At 72.6% G+C, this 17381-nt stretch carries 13 protein-coding genes; 6 read left to right on the top strand and 7 right to left on the bottom strand.

Going from position 1 to position 17381, the window contains the following annotated elements:
* Window positions 1–231: 231 nt before the first annotated feature.
* Window positions 232–2199 (top strand): penicillin-binding transpeptidase domain-containing protein, encoded by a 1968-nt coding sequence (locus tag ACIRG9_RS22450; protein WP_402859052.1) that lies wholly within the window; start codon window positions 232–234, stop codon window positions 2197–2199.
* Between the two features lie 111 nt (window positions 2200–2310).
* Here the strand turns inward: ACIRG9_RS22450 and ACIRG9_RS22445 are convergent, their stop codons facing one another.
* The 6 genes from ACIRG9_RS22445 to ACIRG9_RS22420 all read right to left on the bottom strand — a co-directional run bounded on the left by ACIRG9_RS22445 (window position 2311) and on the right by ACIRG9_RS22420 (window position 9085).
* Window positions 2311–3435: an arginase family protein gene (locus tag ACIRG9_RS22445; protein ID WP_402859049.1), complete on the bottom strand. Its 1125-nt coding sequence runs from the start codon at window positions 3433–3435 to the stop codon at window positions 2311–2313.
* Between the two features lie 66 nt (window positions 3436–3501).
* A complete protein-coding gene (locus ACIRG9_RS22440; protein ID WP_402859046.1) occupies window positions 3502–4407 on the bottom strand; it encodes a tetratricopeptide repeat protein in 906 nt (301 codons plus the stop codon).
* Window positions 4408–4544: 137 nt separating this feature from the next.
* A complete protein-coding gene (locus ACIRG9_RS22435; RefSeq protein ID WP_402859043.1) occupies window positions 4545–6233 on the bottom strand; it encodes a methylmalonyl-CoA mutase in 1689 nt (562 codons plus the stop codon).
* 95 nt (window positions 6234–6328) lie between these two features.
* The gene (locus ACIRG9_RS22430) at window positions 6329–6748 is read right to left on the bottom strand and encodes an Asp23/Gls24 family envelope stress response protein (protein ID WP_402859040.1); all 420 of its coding nucleotides are present in this window, start codon (window positions 6746–6748) and stop codon (window positions 6329–6331) included.
* Between the two features lie 83 nt (window positions 6749–6831).
* Window positions 6832–7767 carry a methylmalonyl Co-A mutase-associated GTPase MeaB gene (gene meaB, locus ACIRG9_RS22425; protein ID WP_402859457.1) on the bottom strand — a complete coding sequence of 312 codons (936 nt, stop codon included), beginning with the start codon at window positions 7765–7767 and terminating at the stop codon, window positions 6832–6834.
* A gap of 124 nt (window positions 7768–7891) precedes the next feature.
* The gene (locus tag ACIRG9_RS22420; protein ID WP_402859037.1) at window positions 7892–9085 is read right to left on the bottom strand and encodes an acetyl-CoA C-acetyltransferase; all 1194 of its coding nucleotides are present in this window, start codon (window positions 9083–9085) and stop codon (window positions 7892–7894) included.
* Between the two features lie 60 nt (window positions 9086–9145).
* On the opposite strand from ACIRG9_RS22420, the gene mce reads away from it, so the two are divergent.
* From mce to ACIRG9_RS22395, 5 genes are all read left to right on the top strand, one after another.
* Window positions 9146–9613, top strand: a complete 468-nt coding sequence (mce, locus tag ACIRG9_RS22415) for a methylmalonyl-CoA epimerase (protein ID WP_402859034.1) — start codon at window positions 9146–9148, stop codon at window positions 9611–9613.
* 246 nt (window positions 9614–9859) lie between these two features.
* Window positions 9860–11215 carry a crotonyl-CoA carboxylase/reductase gene (gene ccrA, locus ACIRG9_RS22410; RefSeq protein WP_402859454.1) on the top strand — a complete coding sequence of 452 codons (1356 nt, stop codon included), beginning with the start codon at window positions 9860–9862 and terminating at the stop codon, window positions 11213–11215.
* A 309-nt stretch (window positions 11216–11524) separates the two neighbouring features.
* Window positions 11525–12775, top strand: a complete 1251-nt coding sequence (locus tag ACIRG9_RS22405; RefSeq protein ID WP_402859031.1) for a DivIVA domain-containing protein — start codon at window positions 11525–11527, stop codon at window positions 12773–12775.
* 168 nt (window positions 12776–12943) lie between these two features.
* Window positions 12944–15214 (top strand): hypothetical protein, encoded by a 2271-nt coding sequence (locus ACIRG9_RS22400; RefSeq protein WP_402859029.1) that lies wholly within the window; start codon window positions 12944–12946, stop codon window positions 15212–15214.
* A gap of 90 nt (window positions 15215–15304) precedes the next feature.
* Complete coding sequence (locus ACIRG9_RS22395) at window positions 15305–16555, top strand: AI-2E family transporter (protein WP_402859027.1); 1251 nt, start codon at window positions 15305–15307, stop codon at window positions 16553–16555.
* Window positions 16556–16559: 4 nt separating this feature from the next.
* Here ACIRG9_RS22395 and ACIRG9_RS22390 read toward each other — a convergent pair whose 3' ends face one another.
* A complete protein-coding gene (locus ACIRG9_RS22390; protein WP_402859024.1) occupies window positions 16560–17369 on the bottom strand; it encodes an alpha/beta hydrolase in 810 nt (269 codons plus the stop codon).
* Between the last annotated feature and the right edge of the window lie 12 nt (window positions 17370–17381).

Genomic DNA, 17381 nt, shown 5'->3' with positions numbered 1-17381 from the left:
CCCTGCCGCTGTGCCCGTTCGTCGGCGGACCACTGGCCGGACGTCCGGTTCGGGACTCTGTCCTTTCACCCGTTGCGGGTTCCGTGGTCGGCCGGTCGCCGAGTACCCGGGCTCGCGATGTTCATCACACTGCTACGGAGCGTCTTTCCCCACAGCGGGGCGACCACGGGACGGTGGAAACCCGCCCGGCGTACTAGCGTGCAGGGCAGTTCGCACCGGAGGGACTGCTTCATGCCCGTGTCGTACCCCGTTCGCCACCGCCGCTTCCCCCGCCGTCCGGTCCTCGCGGCCGTGGCCGCCACCGCGCTGACGGTCGCCGGGCTGGCCGGGTGCTCCGGCGCGGACGGGCCGGAGCAGAGCGTGGACGCGTTCCTGAAGGGCTGGAGCTCCGGCAACCTCCAGTCGGTGGGCTTCATCGACCCGGCAGGCACCCGCATCCCCGCCACCGACGTGGCGAAGGAGATCAAGTCGCTCTCCGGCGAGTTGTCCGCCACCCCGCCGGAGCTCAAGCGGGCCGGCGACGCGAAGATCACCGCCGACACGGCCGACGCGCGGATCCAGGTGACCTGGACGCTGCCGGGCAAGACCCACTGGACCTACGAGAGCCCGGTGCGCCTCGCGCGCAGCGACGACGACCGTTGGCAGGTGATCTGGGAGCCCGCCATCGTCCAGGAGAAGCTGGAGAAGGGCGACCGGCTCGCGCTGCGCCGCGACACCGCACCCCGGGCCGGGGTCCTGGACGGCGCGGGCAAACCGATCGTCGCGCCCCGGCCGGTGGTCCGGGTGGGTGTGCAGCCCAGCGAGGCCGGCGACGTCATGAAACTGGTCCGGCAGCTCGACGCCGCGTTCAAGGCGATCCGGCCCGCGCTCACCCCGCCGGTCGACCTCTCCGACCTGCCCAAGCGACTCGCCGAGGCCGACCAGAACGCGTTCGTCGAGGTGGTGACGCTGCGCGACGAGGCGTACCGGCAGATCAAGCCCCGGATCTACGACCTGCCCGGTACCAAGTTCCAGGCCGACAAGCTCGACCTGGCGCCGACCCGGGAGTTCGCCCGAGCCCTGCTCGGCTCGGTCGACCCGGCCCAGGCCGACGACCTCCAGGCCCATCCCGACAAGTACGTCACCGGCGACCTGGTCGGCCACGGCGGCCTCCAGGGTCGGTACGACGACCGGCTGCGCGGTACCCCCGGGGTGACCGTGATCACCGAACGCACCGGTCCCGACGGGACCACCACCCCCACCGGCACCGAGGTCTTCCACAGCGAGCCCAAGGCCGGCGAGCCGCTGAAGACCACCATCGACGTGGCCACCCAGAACGCCGCCGACGCGGCGCTGCGCGGGGAGACCCGGCGCACCGCTCTCGTCGCCGTACGGATCAGCGACGGCGCGGTGCTGGCCACCGCCAACGGCCCCGGCTCGGCCGGCGAGAACCTCGCCTTCACCGCCCAGGTCCCGCCCGGCTCGACGTTCAAGATGGTCAGCGCGCTCGGCCTGTTGGACGCGGGCGCGGTCACCCCGACGGCGACGGTCGCCTGCCCGAAGACGGCCACGGTCGACGGCCGCGCGTTCAAGAACTCCGACAACTTCGAGCTGGGGTCGGTCCCGTTCACCACCGACTTCGCGAAGTCCTGCAACACCGCCTTCGTGGGACTGGCGCCGAAGCTCGGGCCGGACGGCCTCGCCACCACCGGCCGTGCGCTCGGTCTGGAGGCGAAGTGGGACCTCGGCGCGGAGGTCTTCGCCGGCAAGGTCTCCGCCAACGGCTCCGCCACCGAGCAGGCCGCCGCCGCGATCGGGCAGGGCACCACCGTGGTCAGTCCGCTGGCCATGGCCGGTGCCACCGCTGCCGTGGCCCGGGGCCAGTGGGAGCAGCCGAAGCTGGTGCTCGACCCGGCCCCTGGGCAGCCCGCACCGGCCGGCCCGGCCCTGAAGCCCGAGTCCGTGGCGGCGCTGAAGACGATGATGCGCGCGGTGGTCACCAGCGGCACGGGCAGCGCGTTGAAGGACGTCCCGGGCAAGCCGGTGTACGGCAAGACCGGCACCGCCGAGTACGACGACAACCCGGCGCACACGCACGCCTGGTTCGTCGGCTGGCAGGGCGACATCGCGTTCGCCGTCTTCGTCGAGCAGGGCGGGATGAGCACCGCCAGCGCCGTCCCGATCAGCGAGCGCTTCCTGCGCGCCCTCGCCGCCCGCTGACCCGGTAACCCGTCACGCGCCCGGCCACCGCCTCCACTCAGGATCACGCTCGATCCCGGAGCCAGCGGCCTCGACCCGGTCGGAGACCACTGGATCCTGGACCGTGCCCGATCATCCGGCGATCGGGCCGCCGGTGATCGTCTCCGGAGCCGCGGTCTCATCCTCGGCGGGCGCGGGATCCGTCGGCGCGGGGCCGATGGGCTCCACGGCGACGGCGGGTGCCGGGCTGGCCGTCGGGGGTGGCAGCGCCGGACGCTCGGCGGTGCGGCCGCCGCGCCGGGGCGCCGGGGCGGCCGGCAGCAGCCGGGGCGGCAGCGCGCTCGGTGCCGAGACCGGGGCCAGGCCGGACACCACGGTGTTGACGATCTCGGCGGCGTACGTCCCGTCGGGGTCGTAGTCGGGGTCGAAGACGGTCAGCTCGACGCCGAGACAGTGCGGGGTGTCCACCAGACCGGCGATGAGGATCTCCAGCTCGGCGAAGGCGATCCCGCCCGGGTCGGGCGCGTCCACGGCCGGCATCACCGCCGGGTCGAGCACGTCCACGTCGACGTGCACCCAGTAGCCGGCGCAGTCCGCCAACTGTTCGTGGGCCCACTGGGCGGTCCGGGCCGCGCCCTCGGCCCGCAGGGCCGGCACCGGCCGGGTGGTGATCCCGGCGGCCTGGAGGTCGAGACGGTACTCGTCCTGCGCCCGGATGCCGAGCACCACCACGTCGATGTCCCGGAAGTACGGGCGCCGCCCCTCGATGGCGGCCAGGTCGGCCTGTCCGCGCCCGGTGACCAGGGCCAGGTCCTCGCCCGCCGCCGCGCCCACGTACGAGGCGTTGCCGGGGTGCCGGAAGTCGGAGTGGCCGTCGACGAAGACCAGCCCGATCCGGCCGCCGACCGCCTCGCCGAGCCGGTGCATCGCCAGCGCCGAACCGAGCAGCACCGAGCAGTCCCCGCCCAGTACCAGCGGAAACTCGCCCCGATCGATGATCGCGCCGAGCCGGTCGGCCAACGCCACCGAGTACGCGGAGATCTCCGGGGCGTGGCAGACCCCGTCGCCGGGCCGCCAGTCGCCGGGGTCGTAGCGGGGCGGGGTGAGGCAGCCGGCGTCGCGGGCGCGCAACCGGGCGAGCAGATCGTGGTCGCGCAGCGCGCCGGGTGCCTTGCCGCAGCCCGGGACCGAGGTGATGGTGGGCGGACGCAGCCCGAGGTTTGTCGGCGCGTCGAGGACGGCGATCCGGCGCATCATGAGCTCCCGTCCTCGGCGGTCGGGCGGGCCGGCCGATACGCCGGCCCGCGCTGGCGTGCTACGAACTCAGAACAGGGCGCTGGCCAGAGCCCGTCGGGCCGACGCCACGGCCGGGTCCTCCGGACCAGCGATGGTGAAGAGGCCGACCAGGTGCTGGCGTACCTTCTCCCGGTCGTCGCCGAAGGTCCGGCGGACCAGGCCGACCAGCCGCTGGTAGGCCTGCTCGGCCAGGCCGCTGAGCACCTCGACGTCGGCGGCCAGCAGCTGGGCGTCGACGTCGTCGGGTGCGGCCGCCGCGGCGGTGAGCGCCGCCTGGGGGTCGGCGCCGGCCACCCGGCGGGCCAGCCCAACCTGGGCGAGGCCCGCCTCCGCCACCGCGTCGGTCGGAGACTCGGCGAGGATCTTCCGGTACGCCCGCTCGGCCGCGTCCAGGTCACCGCTCATCAGGGCGTCGTCCGCCTCGTCGAGGCGCGGGTCCTCCGGTGCGGCGACGCTGACCCCGCCGGCCTTCAGCACGGCCTGGATCCACTGGCGCAGCTGGGCCTCCGGCACCACCCCGGAGAAAGCGTCGACCGGCTGCCCGCCGACGATCGCGTAGACCATCGGGATGCCCTGCACCCGGAACATCTGGGCGATCCGCGGGTTGGCGTCCACGTCCACCTTGGCGAGCACCCACGCGCCGCCGCCCTCGACCGCCAGCCGTTCCAGCACCGGCGAGAGCTGCTTGCAGGGCTCGCACCACTCGGCCCAGAAGTCCACGATCACCGGGGTGGTCAGCGAGCGTTCGAGGACCTCGGCCTGGAAGGTCGCCTCGGTCACGTCGATGACGCTGATCCCGCCGACGGCGCCGCCGGGCGCGCCGGCCGGGGGCCCGGCCTTGATCGGGGCAGGGGTGGTTGCGGTGCTGCGCAGTGCGCTGAGGTCGACCGCGCCGCGGGTGAAGATCGACGGGGTGATCCGTGGGTCGCTCATGGTTGTCTAGTCTCGCACGTGACCCGCGGAACTCAGATCAACCGCGACGGCGACAGTTGCAACTCTCACGCCTGGTCGGACGCAAGGAAGGGCCCCTTCCCAACGCCTCGCGTAGGGAAGGGGCCCTTTCTCGACACCTAGAAGCGGGCGGGCTCGCGGTAGACGCCCCACTCGCCGCGCAGCGCGTCGCAGATCTCGCCCAGAGTGGCCTCGGCGCGGACCGCGTCCAGCATCGCCGGGATCATGTTCTCGCCGGTCCGGCTGACCTCGACCATGTGCTGGACGGCGGCCCGGACCACGGCGTCGTCGCGGCCGGCCTTGCGCTCGGCGAGCACCCGCCGCTGCTCCAGCTCCACCTCGTGCGAGATACGCAGGATCTCCAGGTCCTTGGCGACCGTGCCGGTGTGGCAGTTGACGCCGACGATCTTCTTGTCGCCCTTCTCCAGCGCCTGCTGGTAGACGAAGGCGGACTCGGCGATGTGCCCGGTGAACCAGCCGTCCTCGATGCCCCGCAGGATGCCCGAGGTCATCGGGCCGATCTTGTGCGGGCCGTCGCCGCCGAGCTGCCGGATCCGGGCGAAGATCTCCTCCGCCTCGGCCTCGATCCGGTCGGTGAGCGCCTCGACGTACCAGGAGCCGCCGAGCGGGTCGGCCACGTTGGTCACCCCGATCTCCTCCATCAGCACCTGCTGCGTACGCAGGGCGATCTCGGCCGACTCGTCGGTGGGCAGGGCGAGGGTCTCGTCGAGGGCATTGGTGTGCAGCGAGTTGGTGCCGCCGAGCACCGCCGCGAGCGCCTCCACGGCGGTCCGTACCACGTTGTTGACCGGCTGCTGGGCGGTCAGCGAGACCCCGGCGGTCTGGGTGTGGAACCGCAGCCAGAGTGCCTTCTCGCTGGTGGCGCCGTAGACGTCGCGCAGCCAGCGGGCCCAGATCCGGCGGGCGGCCCGGAACTTGGCGATCTCCTCGAAGAAGTCCACGTGGGAGTCGAAGAAGAAGCTCAGCCCCGGCGCGAAGACGTTGACGTCCAGCCCGCGGGAGAGGCCCAGCTCGACGTAGCCGAACCCGTCGGCCAGGGTGTACGCCAGCTCCTGTGCGGCGGTCGCCCCGGCCTCGCGGATGTGGTAGCCGGAGACCGACAGGGGCTTGTACCTCGGGATCTCCCGGGCGCAGTACGCCATCAGGTCGCCGATCAGGCGCAGGTGCGGCTCGGGGTCGAACAGCCACTCCTTCTGCGCGATGTACTCCTTGAAGATGTCCGTCTGGAGCGTGCCGTCCAGGGTGGACAGATCGGCGCCCTGCCGCTCGGCGGCGACCAGGTACATGCAGAAGACCGGCACGGCCGGGCCGGAGATGGTCATCGAGGTGGTCACGCCGGCCAGGTCGATGTCGTTGAAGAGCACCTCCATGTCGGCGGCCGAGTCGATGGCCACGCCGCAGTGCCCGACCTCGCCGAGCGACTGCGGGTCGTCGGAGTCGCGCCCCATCAGGGTCGGCATGTCGAAGGCGACGGAGAGTCCGCCGCCACCGGCCCCGAGGATCATCTTGTAGCGCTCGTTGGTCTGCTGGGCGTTGCCGAAGCCGGCGAACTGCCGGATGGTCCAGGTCCGCCCGCGGTAGCCGGTCGGGTAGAGGCCCCGGGTGTACGGGTACTCGCCCGGCCAGCCGATCCGCTCGAACCCGGGGTAGGGCACGCCCTCCGGCGGGCCGTACACCGGGTCCACGGCCATGCCGGAGAGCGTGGTGAAGTCCGCGTCCCGCTTGCGGGCGGCGTCGTAGCGGGCCTGCCAGCGGGCCCGACCGGCGGCGATCTCTTCGGCGTCCATGCGCGGAGCTCCTCCTCGAGTCCTCGACTGAAGACCGAGTGTAGAACGGTGGCCTGAACGATCGCTAAGTATGTGCGTACCGGTCGGTAACCGAGTCAGGCCGACGGCGCCACCGGGCCGCCCAGGGCCACGTCGTCGACCCGGATGTTGATCTCGTCGACCCGCAGCCCGTACGCCTCGACGGCGGAGGTCACCGCCGAGCGGACCGCGTCGGTCACCTCGGGCACCGGCCGGCCGGCGTCGATCACGATGACCAGGTTGATCACCGCCGCGCCGTTGGTGACGTGGGCGGAGCAGCCGCGCCGGGCGTCACCGACCTGGTCCAACCCGACCTTGTCCAGTACCGCGTTGAAGAAGCGCGCCACGTCGCCGCCGAGGTCTGCCACCCCGGGCACGGCCCGGGCCGCGGCCACCGCGATCTTCTCCACCACCTCGTCGGAGACCTGCGTCGCGCCGCCCGCCACCGTGTCGGGAGTCACCGACAGCTCCTGGGTCGCCTCCGCCTCGCCAGCCATGCTCCACCCCGCCTACTCGTCCAGCCCCACGACCGCCATGAGGCGGTGCGAGCGTACTAGTTGGCCGGTCCGTAGTGGACCCGTCAGGCGGCCAGTTGGGTCAACAGTTCGGCGGCGGCCGCGTACGGGTCGATCGCGCCCTCGGCCACCTTGGCGGCCAGGGTCGGCAGTTGCGTACCGTCGCGCAGCGAGCCGATCCGGGCCCGGAGGGTGCCGAGCGCGATCGCCTCGATCTCGGCGGCGGCCCGCGCCTCCCGGCGGCGGCGCAGCTCACCGTGCCGCTCCAGCCAGTCGCGGTGCTTGTCGATCGCGGCGGCGATGTCGTCGATCCCCTCGCCACGCGCGGCGATCGCCCGGACCACCTGCGGCCGCCACTCCCCCGGCCCGCGCTCGCCCAGCGCGATCATGCCCTGGATGTCGCGGACGGTGGCGTCGGCGCCGTCCCGGTCGGCCTTGTTGACCACGAAGACGTCGGCGATCTCCAGGATGCCGGCCTTGACCGCCTGGATGGCGTCGCCCATGCCCGGGGCGAGCAGCACCAGGGTGGTGTCGGCCAGCGAGGCCACCTCGACCTCGGCCTGCCCGACGCCGACGGTCTCCACCAGCACCACGTCGCAGCCGGCGCCCTCCAGCACCCGGACCGCCTGCGGGGTGGCCGCGGAGAGCCCGCCGAGGTGCCCACGGCTCGACATCGAGCGGATGTAGACGCCCGGGTCGGTGGCGTGATCCTGCATCCGGACCCGGTCGCCGAGGATCGCCCCGCCGGTGAACGGGCTGGACGGGTCGATGGCCAGCACGCCGACCCGGTGGCCGCGCGCCCGCAGCGCGCGGACCAGCTCGTTGGTGGTGGTCGACTTGCCCACCCCCGGCGACCCGGTCAACCCGACCACCTGGGCGTGCCCGGAATACGGCGCGAGGGCCGCCGCGACCTGCGGCAGCACCTCGTCGCCGGACTCGACCAGGGTGATCAGGCGGGCCACCGCGCGGGGGTCACCCGCGCGGGCCCGGTCCACCAGCATCGGTACGTCCCGGCTGAGGCGCACCGATACGGTGACCGTGGCCGGGGTGTTCGCGTCGTTCACAGTGCCGCCTTCGTTCGCGACTGCGGGGCTCGCAAACCCGGCTCACTCCTCACGCTCACTGCTAGCTCTCGCCACCGCTCGGGACGTGGATGATCAGGGCGTCGCCCTGGCCGCCACCGCCGCAGAGCGCGGCCGCACCGGTGCCGCCGCCCCGGCGCTTGAGCTCCTGGGCCAGGGTGAGCACCAGCCGGGCGCCGGACATGCCGATCGGGTGCCCGAGCGCGATGGCGCCGCCGTTGACGTTGACCTTGTCCGGGCTGATGCCCAGGTCCCGGGTGGACTGGATGCCGACCGCCGCGAACGCCTCGTTGATCTCGATCAGATCGAGGTCGGAGACGCTCAGGCCGCCCTTCTTCAGCGCGTGGTTGATGGCGTTGGACGGCTGCGAGTGCAGGGAGTTGTCCGGGCCGGCCACGTTGCCGTGCGCCCCGATCTCGGCGAGCCAGGTCAGCCCCAGCTCCTTGGCCTTGGCCTTGCTCATCACGACCACCGCGGCGGCGCCGTCGGAGATCGGCGAGGAGCTGCCGGCGGTGATCGTGCCGTCCTTGGTGAAGGCCGGGCGGAGCTTGGCCAGCGACTGGACCGTGGTGTCCGGCCGGATGCCCTCGTCCTCGCTGACCACCAGCGGGTCGCCCTTGCGCTGCGGGATGATCACGGGGGTGATCTCGTCGGCGAAGTGGCCGTTCTTCTGGGCGGCGGCGGCGCGCTGGTGGCTGGCGGCGGCGAAGGCGTCCTGCTCCTCGCGGGTGATGCCGTGCCTCGCCCCGTGCCGCTCGGTCGACTCGCCCATCGAGCAGCAGTCCCAGGGGTCGCTGAGGCCGTCGAGCGCCATGTGGTCCTTGATCGTCACGTCGCCGTACTTGTAGCCGGACCGCTGGCCGAGCAGCAGGTGCGGCGCGTTGGTCATCGACTCCATGCCGCCGGCCACCACGACGTCGAACTCGCCGGCCCGGATGAGCTGGTCGGCCAGGGCGATCGCGTCCAGGCCGGAGAGGCAGACCTTGTTGATGGTCAGCGCCGGGGTGGACATCGGGATGCCCGCCTCGACCGCTGCCTGGCGGGCCGGGATCTGGCCGGCGCCGGCCTGCAGCACCTGCCCCATGATCACGTACTGCACCTGGTCCGGTGCGACACCGGCGCGCTCCAGCGCCGCCTTGATCGCGATACCACCGAGCTTGGTCGCGGGGAGGTCCTTGAGGTTGCCCAGCAGGCGCCCCATCGGGGTCCGCGCGCCGCTGACGATCACCGAAGCCATACCTGCCTCCGAGGGGGTGCCGACCATATTCCTGAACGAATGTTCAGTCAGACTAGCGCCATGGCTGAGAACTCCCCCGTCGAGCCCGCTGCCGACTATGTCACAGACATCGGGCTGCGCCGCATCGACCATGTCGGGATCGCCGTCGCCGACCTGGACGCGGCGATCGACTTCTACCAGCGGACCTTCGGGATGCGCTGCGTGCACACCGAGACCAACGCCGAGCAGGGCGTACGCGAGGCGATGCTGGCCGTCGGGCCGACCACCGAGGGCGGGTGCGTGCAACTGCTCGCCCCGCTGTCGACGGAGTCGACGATCGCGAAGTTCCTGGACCGCCACGGGCCCGGGGTGCAGCAGGTCGCGTACACCGTCGTCGACATCGACGCGGCCTGCGCGGCGCTGCGCGAGCGGGGCGTACGGCTGCTCTACGAGACCCCGAAGCGGGGCACCGCGGACTCCCGGATCAACTTCGTGCACCCGAAGGACGCCGGCGGCGTGCTGATCGAACTGGTCGAACCGGCCCGCTGAGGTGCCGGGTTGCGCGCGGCGATGCACGGTTCGCCGGCCCTCCGGACATCTCCACGCATCGGCCGATGCAGTTTTTCACAGCGGACTTCCGGCCCTAACTACCGTTCAGTAACATCTGGCTCCACGGAAGCGCGACCGGTGCCGCATGTGTCGATTGCCGACATGGCGGTCCCGTCGCACCGACGCCGACGATGGCAGCACCCCTGCCCCGGCGTGGGCGCGGGTGCCGACGAACGGGAGGTCACCGTGCAGGACATCCTCGAAGCGATCATGGCGGCGGAGGGCTCCGCGCAGCCGGAGCGGGAACTCGCCGGCCTCGCCGGACTGCCGGTACCGCCGACCTACCGGGGCGTGGTCGTCCGCGCCGAGGACACCCGGATGTTCGACGGCCTGGCTACCCGGGACAAGGACCCGCGCAAGGCCTTGCGCCTGCAGGAGGTGCCCACCCCGGAACTCGGCCCGGGCGAGGCGCTGGTCGCGGTGCTGGCCAGCGCGATCAACTACAACACGGTCTGGACCGGCATCTTCGAACCGCTGCCGACGTTCCGGTTCCTCCAGCGGTACGGCCGGGTCTCCGCGCTGGCCCGTCGGCACGACCTGCCGTACCACGTGGTGGGGTCGGACGCGGCCGGCGTGGTGCTGCGGACCGGCCCCGGGGTGAGCCGGTGGCGGGCCGGCGACGAGGTGGTCGCGCACTGCCTCTCCGTGGAGTTGGAGGACGCCGCCGGCCACGACGACACCATGCTCGACCCGCAGCAACGGATCTGGGGCTTCGAGACCAACTTCGGCGGCCTGGCCGAGCTGGCCGTGGTCAAGGCCAACCAGCTCATGCCGAAGCCACGCCACCTGACCTGGGAGGAGGCGGCCAGCCCGGGCCTGGTCAACTCCACCGCGTACCGGCAGCTGGTGTCCCACCACGGAGCGAACATGAAGCAGGGAGACGTGGTGCTGATCTGGGGCGCCTCCGGCGGCCTGGGTGGCTACGCCACCCAGCTGGCGCTCGGCGGCGGTGCGATCCCGGTCTGCGTGGTCTCCTCGCCGGAGAAGGCCGAGCTGTGCCGGAAGATGGGCGCCGAGCTGGTCATCGACCGGGCCGCGGAAGGGTTCCGGTTCTGGAAGGACGAGCAGACCCAGGACCCGGACGAGTGGCGCCGCTTCGGCGAGCGGATCCGCGAGCTGACCGGCGGCGAGGACCCGGACATCGTCTTCGAGCACCCCGGCCGGGAGACCTTCGGCGCCAGCGTCTACGTCGCCAGGCGCGGCGGCACCATCGTCACCTGCGCCTCCACCAGCGGCTACCAGCACCAGTACGACAACCGATACCTCTGGATGCACCTCAAGCGGATCGTCGGCAGCCACTTCGCCAACTACCACGAGGCGTGGCAGGCCAACCGCCTGGTGGCCCTCGGCAAGGTCCACCCGACCGTGTCCCGGACCTACCCCCTGGAACAGACCGGCCAGGCCGCGTACGAGGTGCACCGCAACGCGCACCAGGGCAAGGTCGGGGTGCGCTGCCTCGCCCCGGCCGACGGGCTCGGCGTCCGGGACACCGAGCTGCGCGCCCGGCACGAGACCGCGATCAACCGGTTCCGCGGCCACTGACCCGGCTGCCCGACGAGCCGACACGTCGACGCCGTCCGGCCGATCCCGGCCCACCCGTGGGGGCGAGCGGGCATTGCCTTTTTCCGCTCCGGGACACCATTTGATCGAGCTCCGACAAAGGGGCCGCGGGCCGCCTCCCGCGGGGTCTTTGTCGCCCCCCGCACGTCCTGCCCGGCACGCCCGGGACCTGCCGAGATCGCCTTTTGGTCCGGCCTCCCTCCGGACCGGGGAGATGACCATGTAAAGAGGACACGAAAGCTGCGTACCGGCCCTTGCGAAGCACCCTGGGGGGTCTGCCAGTATGTCCCAATGCCCCAGCAGCAGTCCTCGCCTCTTGCGTTCTTCGACAACGCGAACTCCCAACCAGATTTCACCGTCGGCCTGCGCGGCTACAACACCAATCAGGTCGACGACTTCATCGGTCGGCTCACCGCCGCCCTGAGCCAGTCCGAGCAGGCCCGGGCCGAGGCCGAGCAGCGGATGAACGACGCCCAGCGCCGACTCCGGCAGGCCGAGCAACGCCAGAGCGCGCTGGAGCAGAAGCTCGCCGAGGCCAGCAAGCAGCTCGAGGAGAACAGCCGGCCGACTCTCTCCGGCCTGGGCACCCGGGTCGAGCAGATCCTCCGGCTGGCCGAGGAGCAGGCCAACGACCACCGCAACGAGGCCAAGCGCGAGTCGGAGGGCATCCTCTCCGCCGCCCGCCTGGAGGCGCGGGAGATCACCGACAAGGCGCGCGCCGAGGCGGCCGCCATGAAGGCGTCCGCCGAGCGGGAGGCCGGCAGCGTCCGTACCGCCGCGGAGCGGGAGGCCGCCGAGGTCCGGGTGCAGGCCCGCCGCGAGGCGGACACCCTGCGCTCCGACGCCGAGCGGGAGACCAAGCAGCTGCGTACGGTCACCGCGCACGAGGTGGCCGAGCTGAAGTCCACCGTCGAGCGTGAGGTCGCCACCCTGCGGGCCACCGCCGAGCGGGAGATCACCCAGCAGCGGGCGAAGGCCGCCCGGGAGGCCGAGGAGAAGCGCGCCGAGGCGACCAAGCTGCTGACCGACGCGCGGGACAAGCGCGACAAGGACCTCCAGGCCCTGGACCTCCAGCTCGCCGAGCGGCGGGAGAAGGCCGAGCGCGAGGAGTCGGAGCGGCACGCCGCCCAGGTCGCGCAGACCCAGAAGCTGGTCAGCGAGGCCGAGCAGCGGGCCCGCGCGGCACAGGAGCGGGCCAAGGAGATCGAGCAGCGGGCCGAGGCCCGCCGGGTCGAGTCCGAGCGCACCGCCACCGAGACGGTGGACAAGGCCAAGTCGCTGGCCGACAAGACGGTGAACGAGGCGCGGGCCGAGGCGCAGCGCCTGCTCAGCGAGGCCCGCACCGAGGCGGAGCTGACCACGCAGGCGGCCCGCCGCGAGGTCGAGGACCTCACCCGGCAGAAGGACGCGGTCACCTCCCAGCTCGGGCAGATGCTCTCCGGTCTCGCCGGCATCGTGCCGGGCGTGCCGGCGGGCGCCAAGTCGGACGGTGCCAAGGCCGACGGTTCCGACGGAAAGGCCACGACCGAGTCGGCGAAGTAGGCACCACCCGCAATCGGGGCATGAGTCACGGCGCGGGGTGACACCGGGTAACCGGTGTCACCCCGCGCCGTCATGCTTTCCCGCCCGTTTCGACACTTCGGTGAACTAGGTCCCAACAGGGGCGTCCGTATCGCCCCAGCAGGGCCGGATGCGTGTGAGGATGGGAGCATGTCGCACGGCGAGGAACTGTTCGCTCTCGGCGGGGACGTGACCACGGAGCCCAGCTTCGAGTCCGCCCTGCGGGGATACGAGAAACGGCAGGTCGACCGGTACGTCGCTCGCGCGGAGCACGAGATCACAGCGCTGACGGCCGAGCGGGAACAGGCGTACACCCAGATCCACAAGCTGGCCGGGCAGGTGGAGGTCCTGCAACGCGACCTCACCCAGGTGCGCAAGCAGGTGGGCGTGGTGGACCGGGCCTCGTTCCGGCATCTCGGTCCCCGGGTCGAGCAGATCCTCACCATGGCCGAGGAGCAGGCGGACGACATCCTCGCCGCCGCCAACGAGGAGATCGAGGCCCGCCGCGCGGCCGCCGAGCACATCATCGAGGAGGCCCGGCAACAGTCCGCCCAGGCGCTCAAGGACTTCGAGATCGCCCTCTCCGCGCGCCGCGCCGAGGAGGAGCGGCACACCACCGCCCGCAAGGCCGAGGCGGACGCCGCGCTGAAGTCCGCCAAGGAGGAGGCCGAGAAGCTACGCCGGAACGCCCAGGAAACGCTGGCCAAGGCGCAGCAGGAGGCCACCCAGCTCCGGGACACCGCCAAGGAGATCCACACCCGCGCCCAGCAGGAGTCCACCCGGCTGCGCGAGACCGCCAAGGAGGCGGTGGCGAAGGCCCAGCAGGAGGCGACCCAGCTCCGGGAGGCGGCCAAGGAGGTGCACACCAAGGCCCAGGAGGAGGCCAAGCGCCTGACCGAGGCCGCGACCGAGGCCGGCCGGGCCACCCACGCGAAGGCCCTCGCCGAGGCCAAGAAGATCGTCGACGACGCGGAGGAGGCGGCGAAGGCGACTCGGGGCCGGGCCCGGACCGAGGCGCACCGGCTCACCGCCGAGGCCACCGAGGCCGGCAAGCGCAGCCGGGCCGAACTGGACGCGCACATCCAGCGGACGCGGAGCGAGACCGAGGCGTACGTCAAGCAGAAGCGAACCGAGACCGAGAAATACGTCCAGCACACCCGGACCGAGACCGAGGCGTACGTCCAGCAGGCCCGCGCCCAGACGCAGCAGGAGCTGGGCACCTGGCGGGCCGGGGTGGAGCAGGAGGTCAACGCCCGCCGGGAGGCGGCCGACAAGGAGTTCGCCAAGCGCCGGGCCACCGCCGAGCAGGAGTACGCCAAGCGCCGCGACGAGCTCGACAAGCAGCACAAGAAGCGGCAGGACGAGCTGGAGAAGGGTTACAGCGCCCGGCGTAACGAGATCGAGCAGGGTGCCGCCGCGATCCGCCAGGCGGCCGAGCAGGACGCGCACACCATGCGCCAGCGGGCCGAGAAGGAGGCGGCCGAACTGCTCCGCCACGCCGAGACGGACGCCACCGACAAGCGCCGCAAGGCCGACGAGCACGTCGCCACCTCCCGCCGTCAGTTCGAGGAGTACGCGGCCACCACCCAGCAGCACCTCGCCACCACCCAGCAGCATCTCGCCGCCACCCAGCAGGAGGTGGCCGCCGGCCGGCAGCAGCTCGCCCAGGTGATGCTGGAGATCGCCAACGCCCAGCAGGAGCTGGCCGACCTGCGGACCGAGACCTGGAAGTCCCGCCAGGAGTCCGACGACCTCCAGCGCCAGCTCGCCGAACTACGGCAGACGGCGGGCACCGCCACGCCGAGTCTCGCCGCCACTCCGGTCGACCCGGACCGGCTGCCCACCACCCCCGGCGGCGACGCCGGTTCGGCGACCACCCCCGGCGGTGACGGCGGTTCGACGGCCATCCCCGGCGGTGACGGCGGTTCGACGGCCATCCCCGGCGGCGACGCCGGTTCGGCGGCCACGGCCGGCACGGCCCCGGTGACCGCCAAGGGCACCACCGCGGCCACCCCCACCGGCGGCGAACCGCCGGCCCCGGCGGCCACCACGCACCCGGCCACGACCAAGGAACCGGCCACCACCAGGCAGCCGGCGGGAGCCACGGCATCGGCCGGGGTGAAGGAGCCAGCGGCCACCACGGAGCCGGCGGCGGCCACGGAGTCCGGGGCGGCGAACGAGCCGGCGGCCGAGGCCGGCAGCGCCCGACCGGTCGGCGAGCCGGTGACCACCGTGGACGGGGGCTCCGCCACCGCCGGGGTGGACGGCGAGCCGACCGTGGCCGCCGTGCCCGGCGAGGGCGGCCGGGGCGCCACTCCCACGAAGATCACCAGCACCGGCGAGAACGGCAAGCGCCCGACCAAGCCGACCACCGACGAGCGCAGCGCCAAACCGAGCGCGGTCACCGTCGAGAAGGACTGAGTCCCCCGCGGCGGCGGTCCCGCCACCGCCGTCTCCGGCCGTGGCATGCGGCCCGGGCGGCCTCATGTGCCGGGCCGCCGCCGGATCGCGATGGCCGGCGTGCCCCGCACCCCGCTACTCTCCGGGAAGAACGGCTCACACGCGGGCCGGGGAACGTCCGGGGAGGTCCTGATGGGCGAGGGCACGTCGGGCGACGCGCGACCGGGCGACGAGGGCGTGACCCGCCCCGAGCCCGACGCGGCCGGCGAGGGCGGGCCGCCCACCGTCGACGAGCCGACCGAGTTCGAACCGAGCGGACGGTTCGGCGTACCGGGGAAGCCGCTGCGTCGCAGCCCGTTCCTGGTCGGCCTCACCGGGGCGCTCGGCGTGCTGCTGGCCTACACGATCTTCCTGGGCATACGTAACTCCGCCGGCATCCTGGTGCTGGTGGTCATCGCGATCTTCCTCGCCGTCGGCCTGCACCCGGCGGTGGTCCGGCTGCGCCGCTGGGGGCTGCCGCACGGGCTGGCGGTGGCGGTGGTGACGCTGACCCTGCTGCTGCTGATCGTCGGCGGCCTGCTGGCGTTGGTGCCTCCGGTGGTGACCCAGTCCGGCCAGTTCATCGCGCACCTGCCCGGCTACGTCGAGGAACTGCGCCGCAACGAGACCGTCAACGACCTCGTCGAGCGGTACGACGTGATGGAACGGGTCCAGGAGGCGGCGAACGCGGACACCATCGGCCGCGCCCTCGGTGGCGTGCTGGGCGGGGCGCAGCTCATCTTCGGCACCCTGTTCCGGGCGCTGACCGTGCTGGTGCTGACGATCTACTTCCTGGCCTACTTCGACAAGCTGCGCAACCTCGGGTACGCGCTGGTGCCGCGCTCCCGCCGGCAACGGGTCCGGCTGATCGGCGACGAGATCCTCACCCGGGTCGGCGCGTACATGGTGGGCGCGCTGGCCATCGCGGTGCTGGCCGGGGCGAGTACCTTCGTCTTCGCGCTGGCGGTCGGGCTGCCGTATCCGTTCGCGCTGGCCGTAGTGGTGGCGGTGACCGACCTGATCCCGCAGATCGGGGCGACCCTGGGCGCGTTGGTGGTGTCCCTGGTCGGCTTCGCCACCGACCTGCCGGTCGGCGTCGCGTGCCTGGTGTTCTTCCTGGTGTACCAGCAGGTGGAGAACTACCTGATCTATCCGAAGATCATGCGCCGGGCGGTCTCGGTGAACGAGGTGGCGGCGCTGCTCGCCGCGCTGCTCGGGGTGTCACTGCTGGGCGTGGTCGGTGCGCTGATCGCCATCCCGACCGTGGCCGCCCTCCAGCTGATCCTCCGCGAGGTGGTCCTGCCGCGGCAGGAGTCCCGCTGACCGGTCAGCCCGCCCGACGCTGCTGCGGCCCCGGCACCGGGGTGTCGGCGAAGGCGGCCACCGTCCGGTCGGCGTACGCGCTGACGTCGCCGGTCTCCATCGGGCCGTCCCAGGTGGTCGGCAGCGGCACCGGCACGGCCGGATTGACCCGCCGGACGATCTCGTCGAGCACCGTCTCCGCGTCACCGACCCACAGGTGCTTGGCGCCGGGCACCCCGACCACCTCGGCCTGCGGCACGGCCGCGAAGCGCTGCCGGGCCTCCTCAGGGCGCAGATAGTCGTCGAACTCCGGCACCAGGGCGGTGAGCGGCCTGCCCGACTCGGCCCAGACGGCCAGGTCCGCCGGCTGGGAGAAGCGCAGCGGCGGGGAGAGCAGGATGGCGCCGGCCAACGCCGGGTCGCAACCGTACTTCAGCGCCAGGTCGGTGCCGAACGACCAGCCGACCAGCCAGATGTTCGGCAACTCCTGGAACTCGGCGTACTCGATGGCGGCGGCGACGTCGAACCGCTCGCCGACCGCGGCGTCGAAGGTGCCCTCGCTGGTGCCCCGGACGCTGCTGGTGCCCCGGGTGTTGAACCGGAGCACGGCCAGGTCGGCCAGCGCGGGCAGCCGCCAGGCGGCCTTGCGGAACACGTGGCTGTCCATCATCCCGCCGTGGGTGGGCAGCGGATGCAGGCAGACCAGCGTGCCGGCCGGTGGCCGGTCCGCCGGTCGGGCCAGCTCGCCGACCAACGTCAGCCCGTCGGCGGTGTGCAGCTCGATGTCCTCCCGGTGACCGGGCAGGATCGACGACGCACGGATCGGTGTGCTCACCGTCCCAGTCTC

The sequence above is a fragment of the Micromonospora sp. NPDC093277 genome (assembly GCF_044765245.1).
In the GTDB taxonomy this organism is placed as follows: domain Bacteria; phylum Actinomycetota; class Actinomycetes; order Mycobacteriales; family Micromonosporaceae; genus Micromonospora.
Note: the sequence above shows the minus strand (reverse complement) of the source record. Positions and strands in the feature narration are given on the sequence as shown.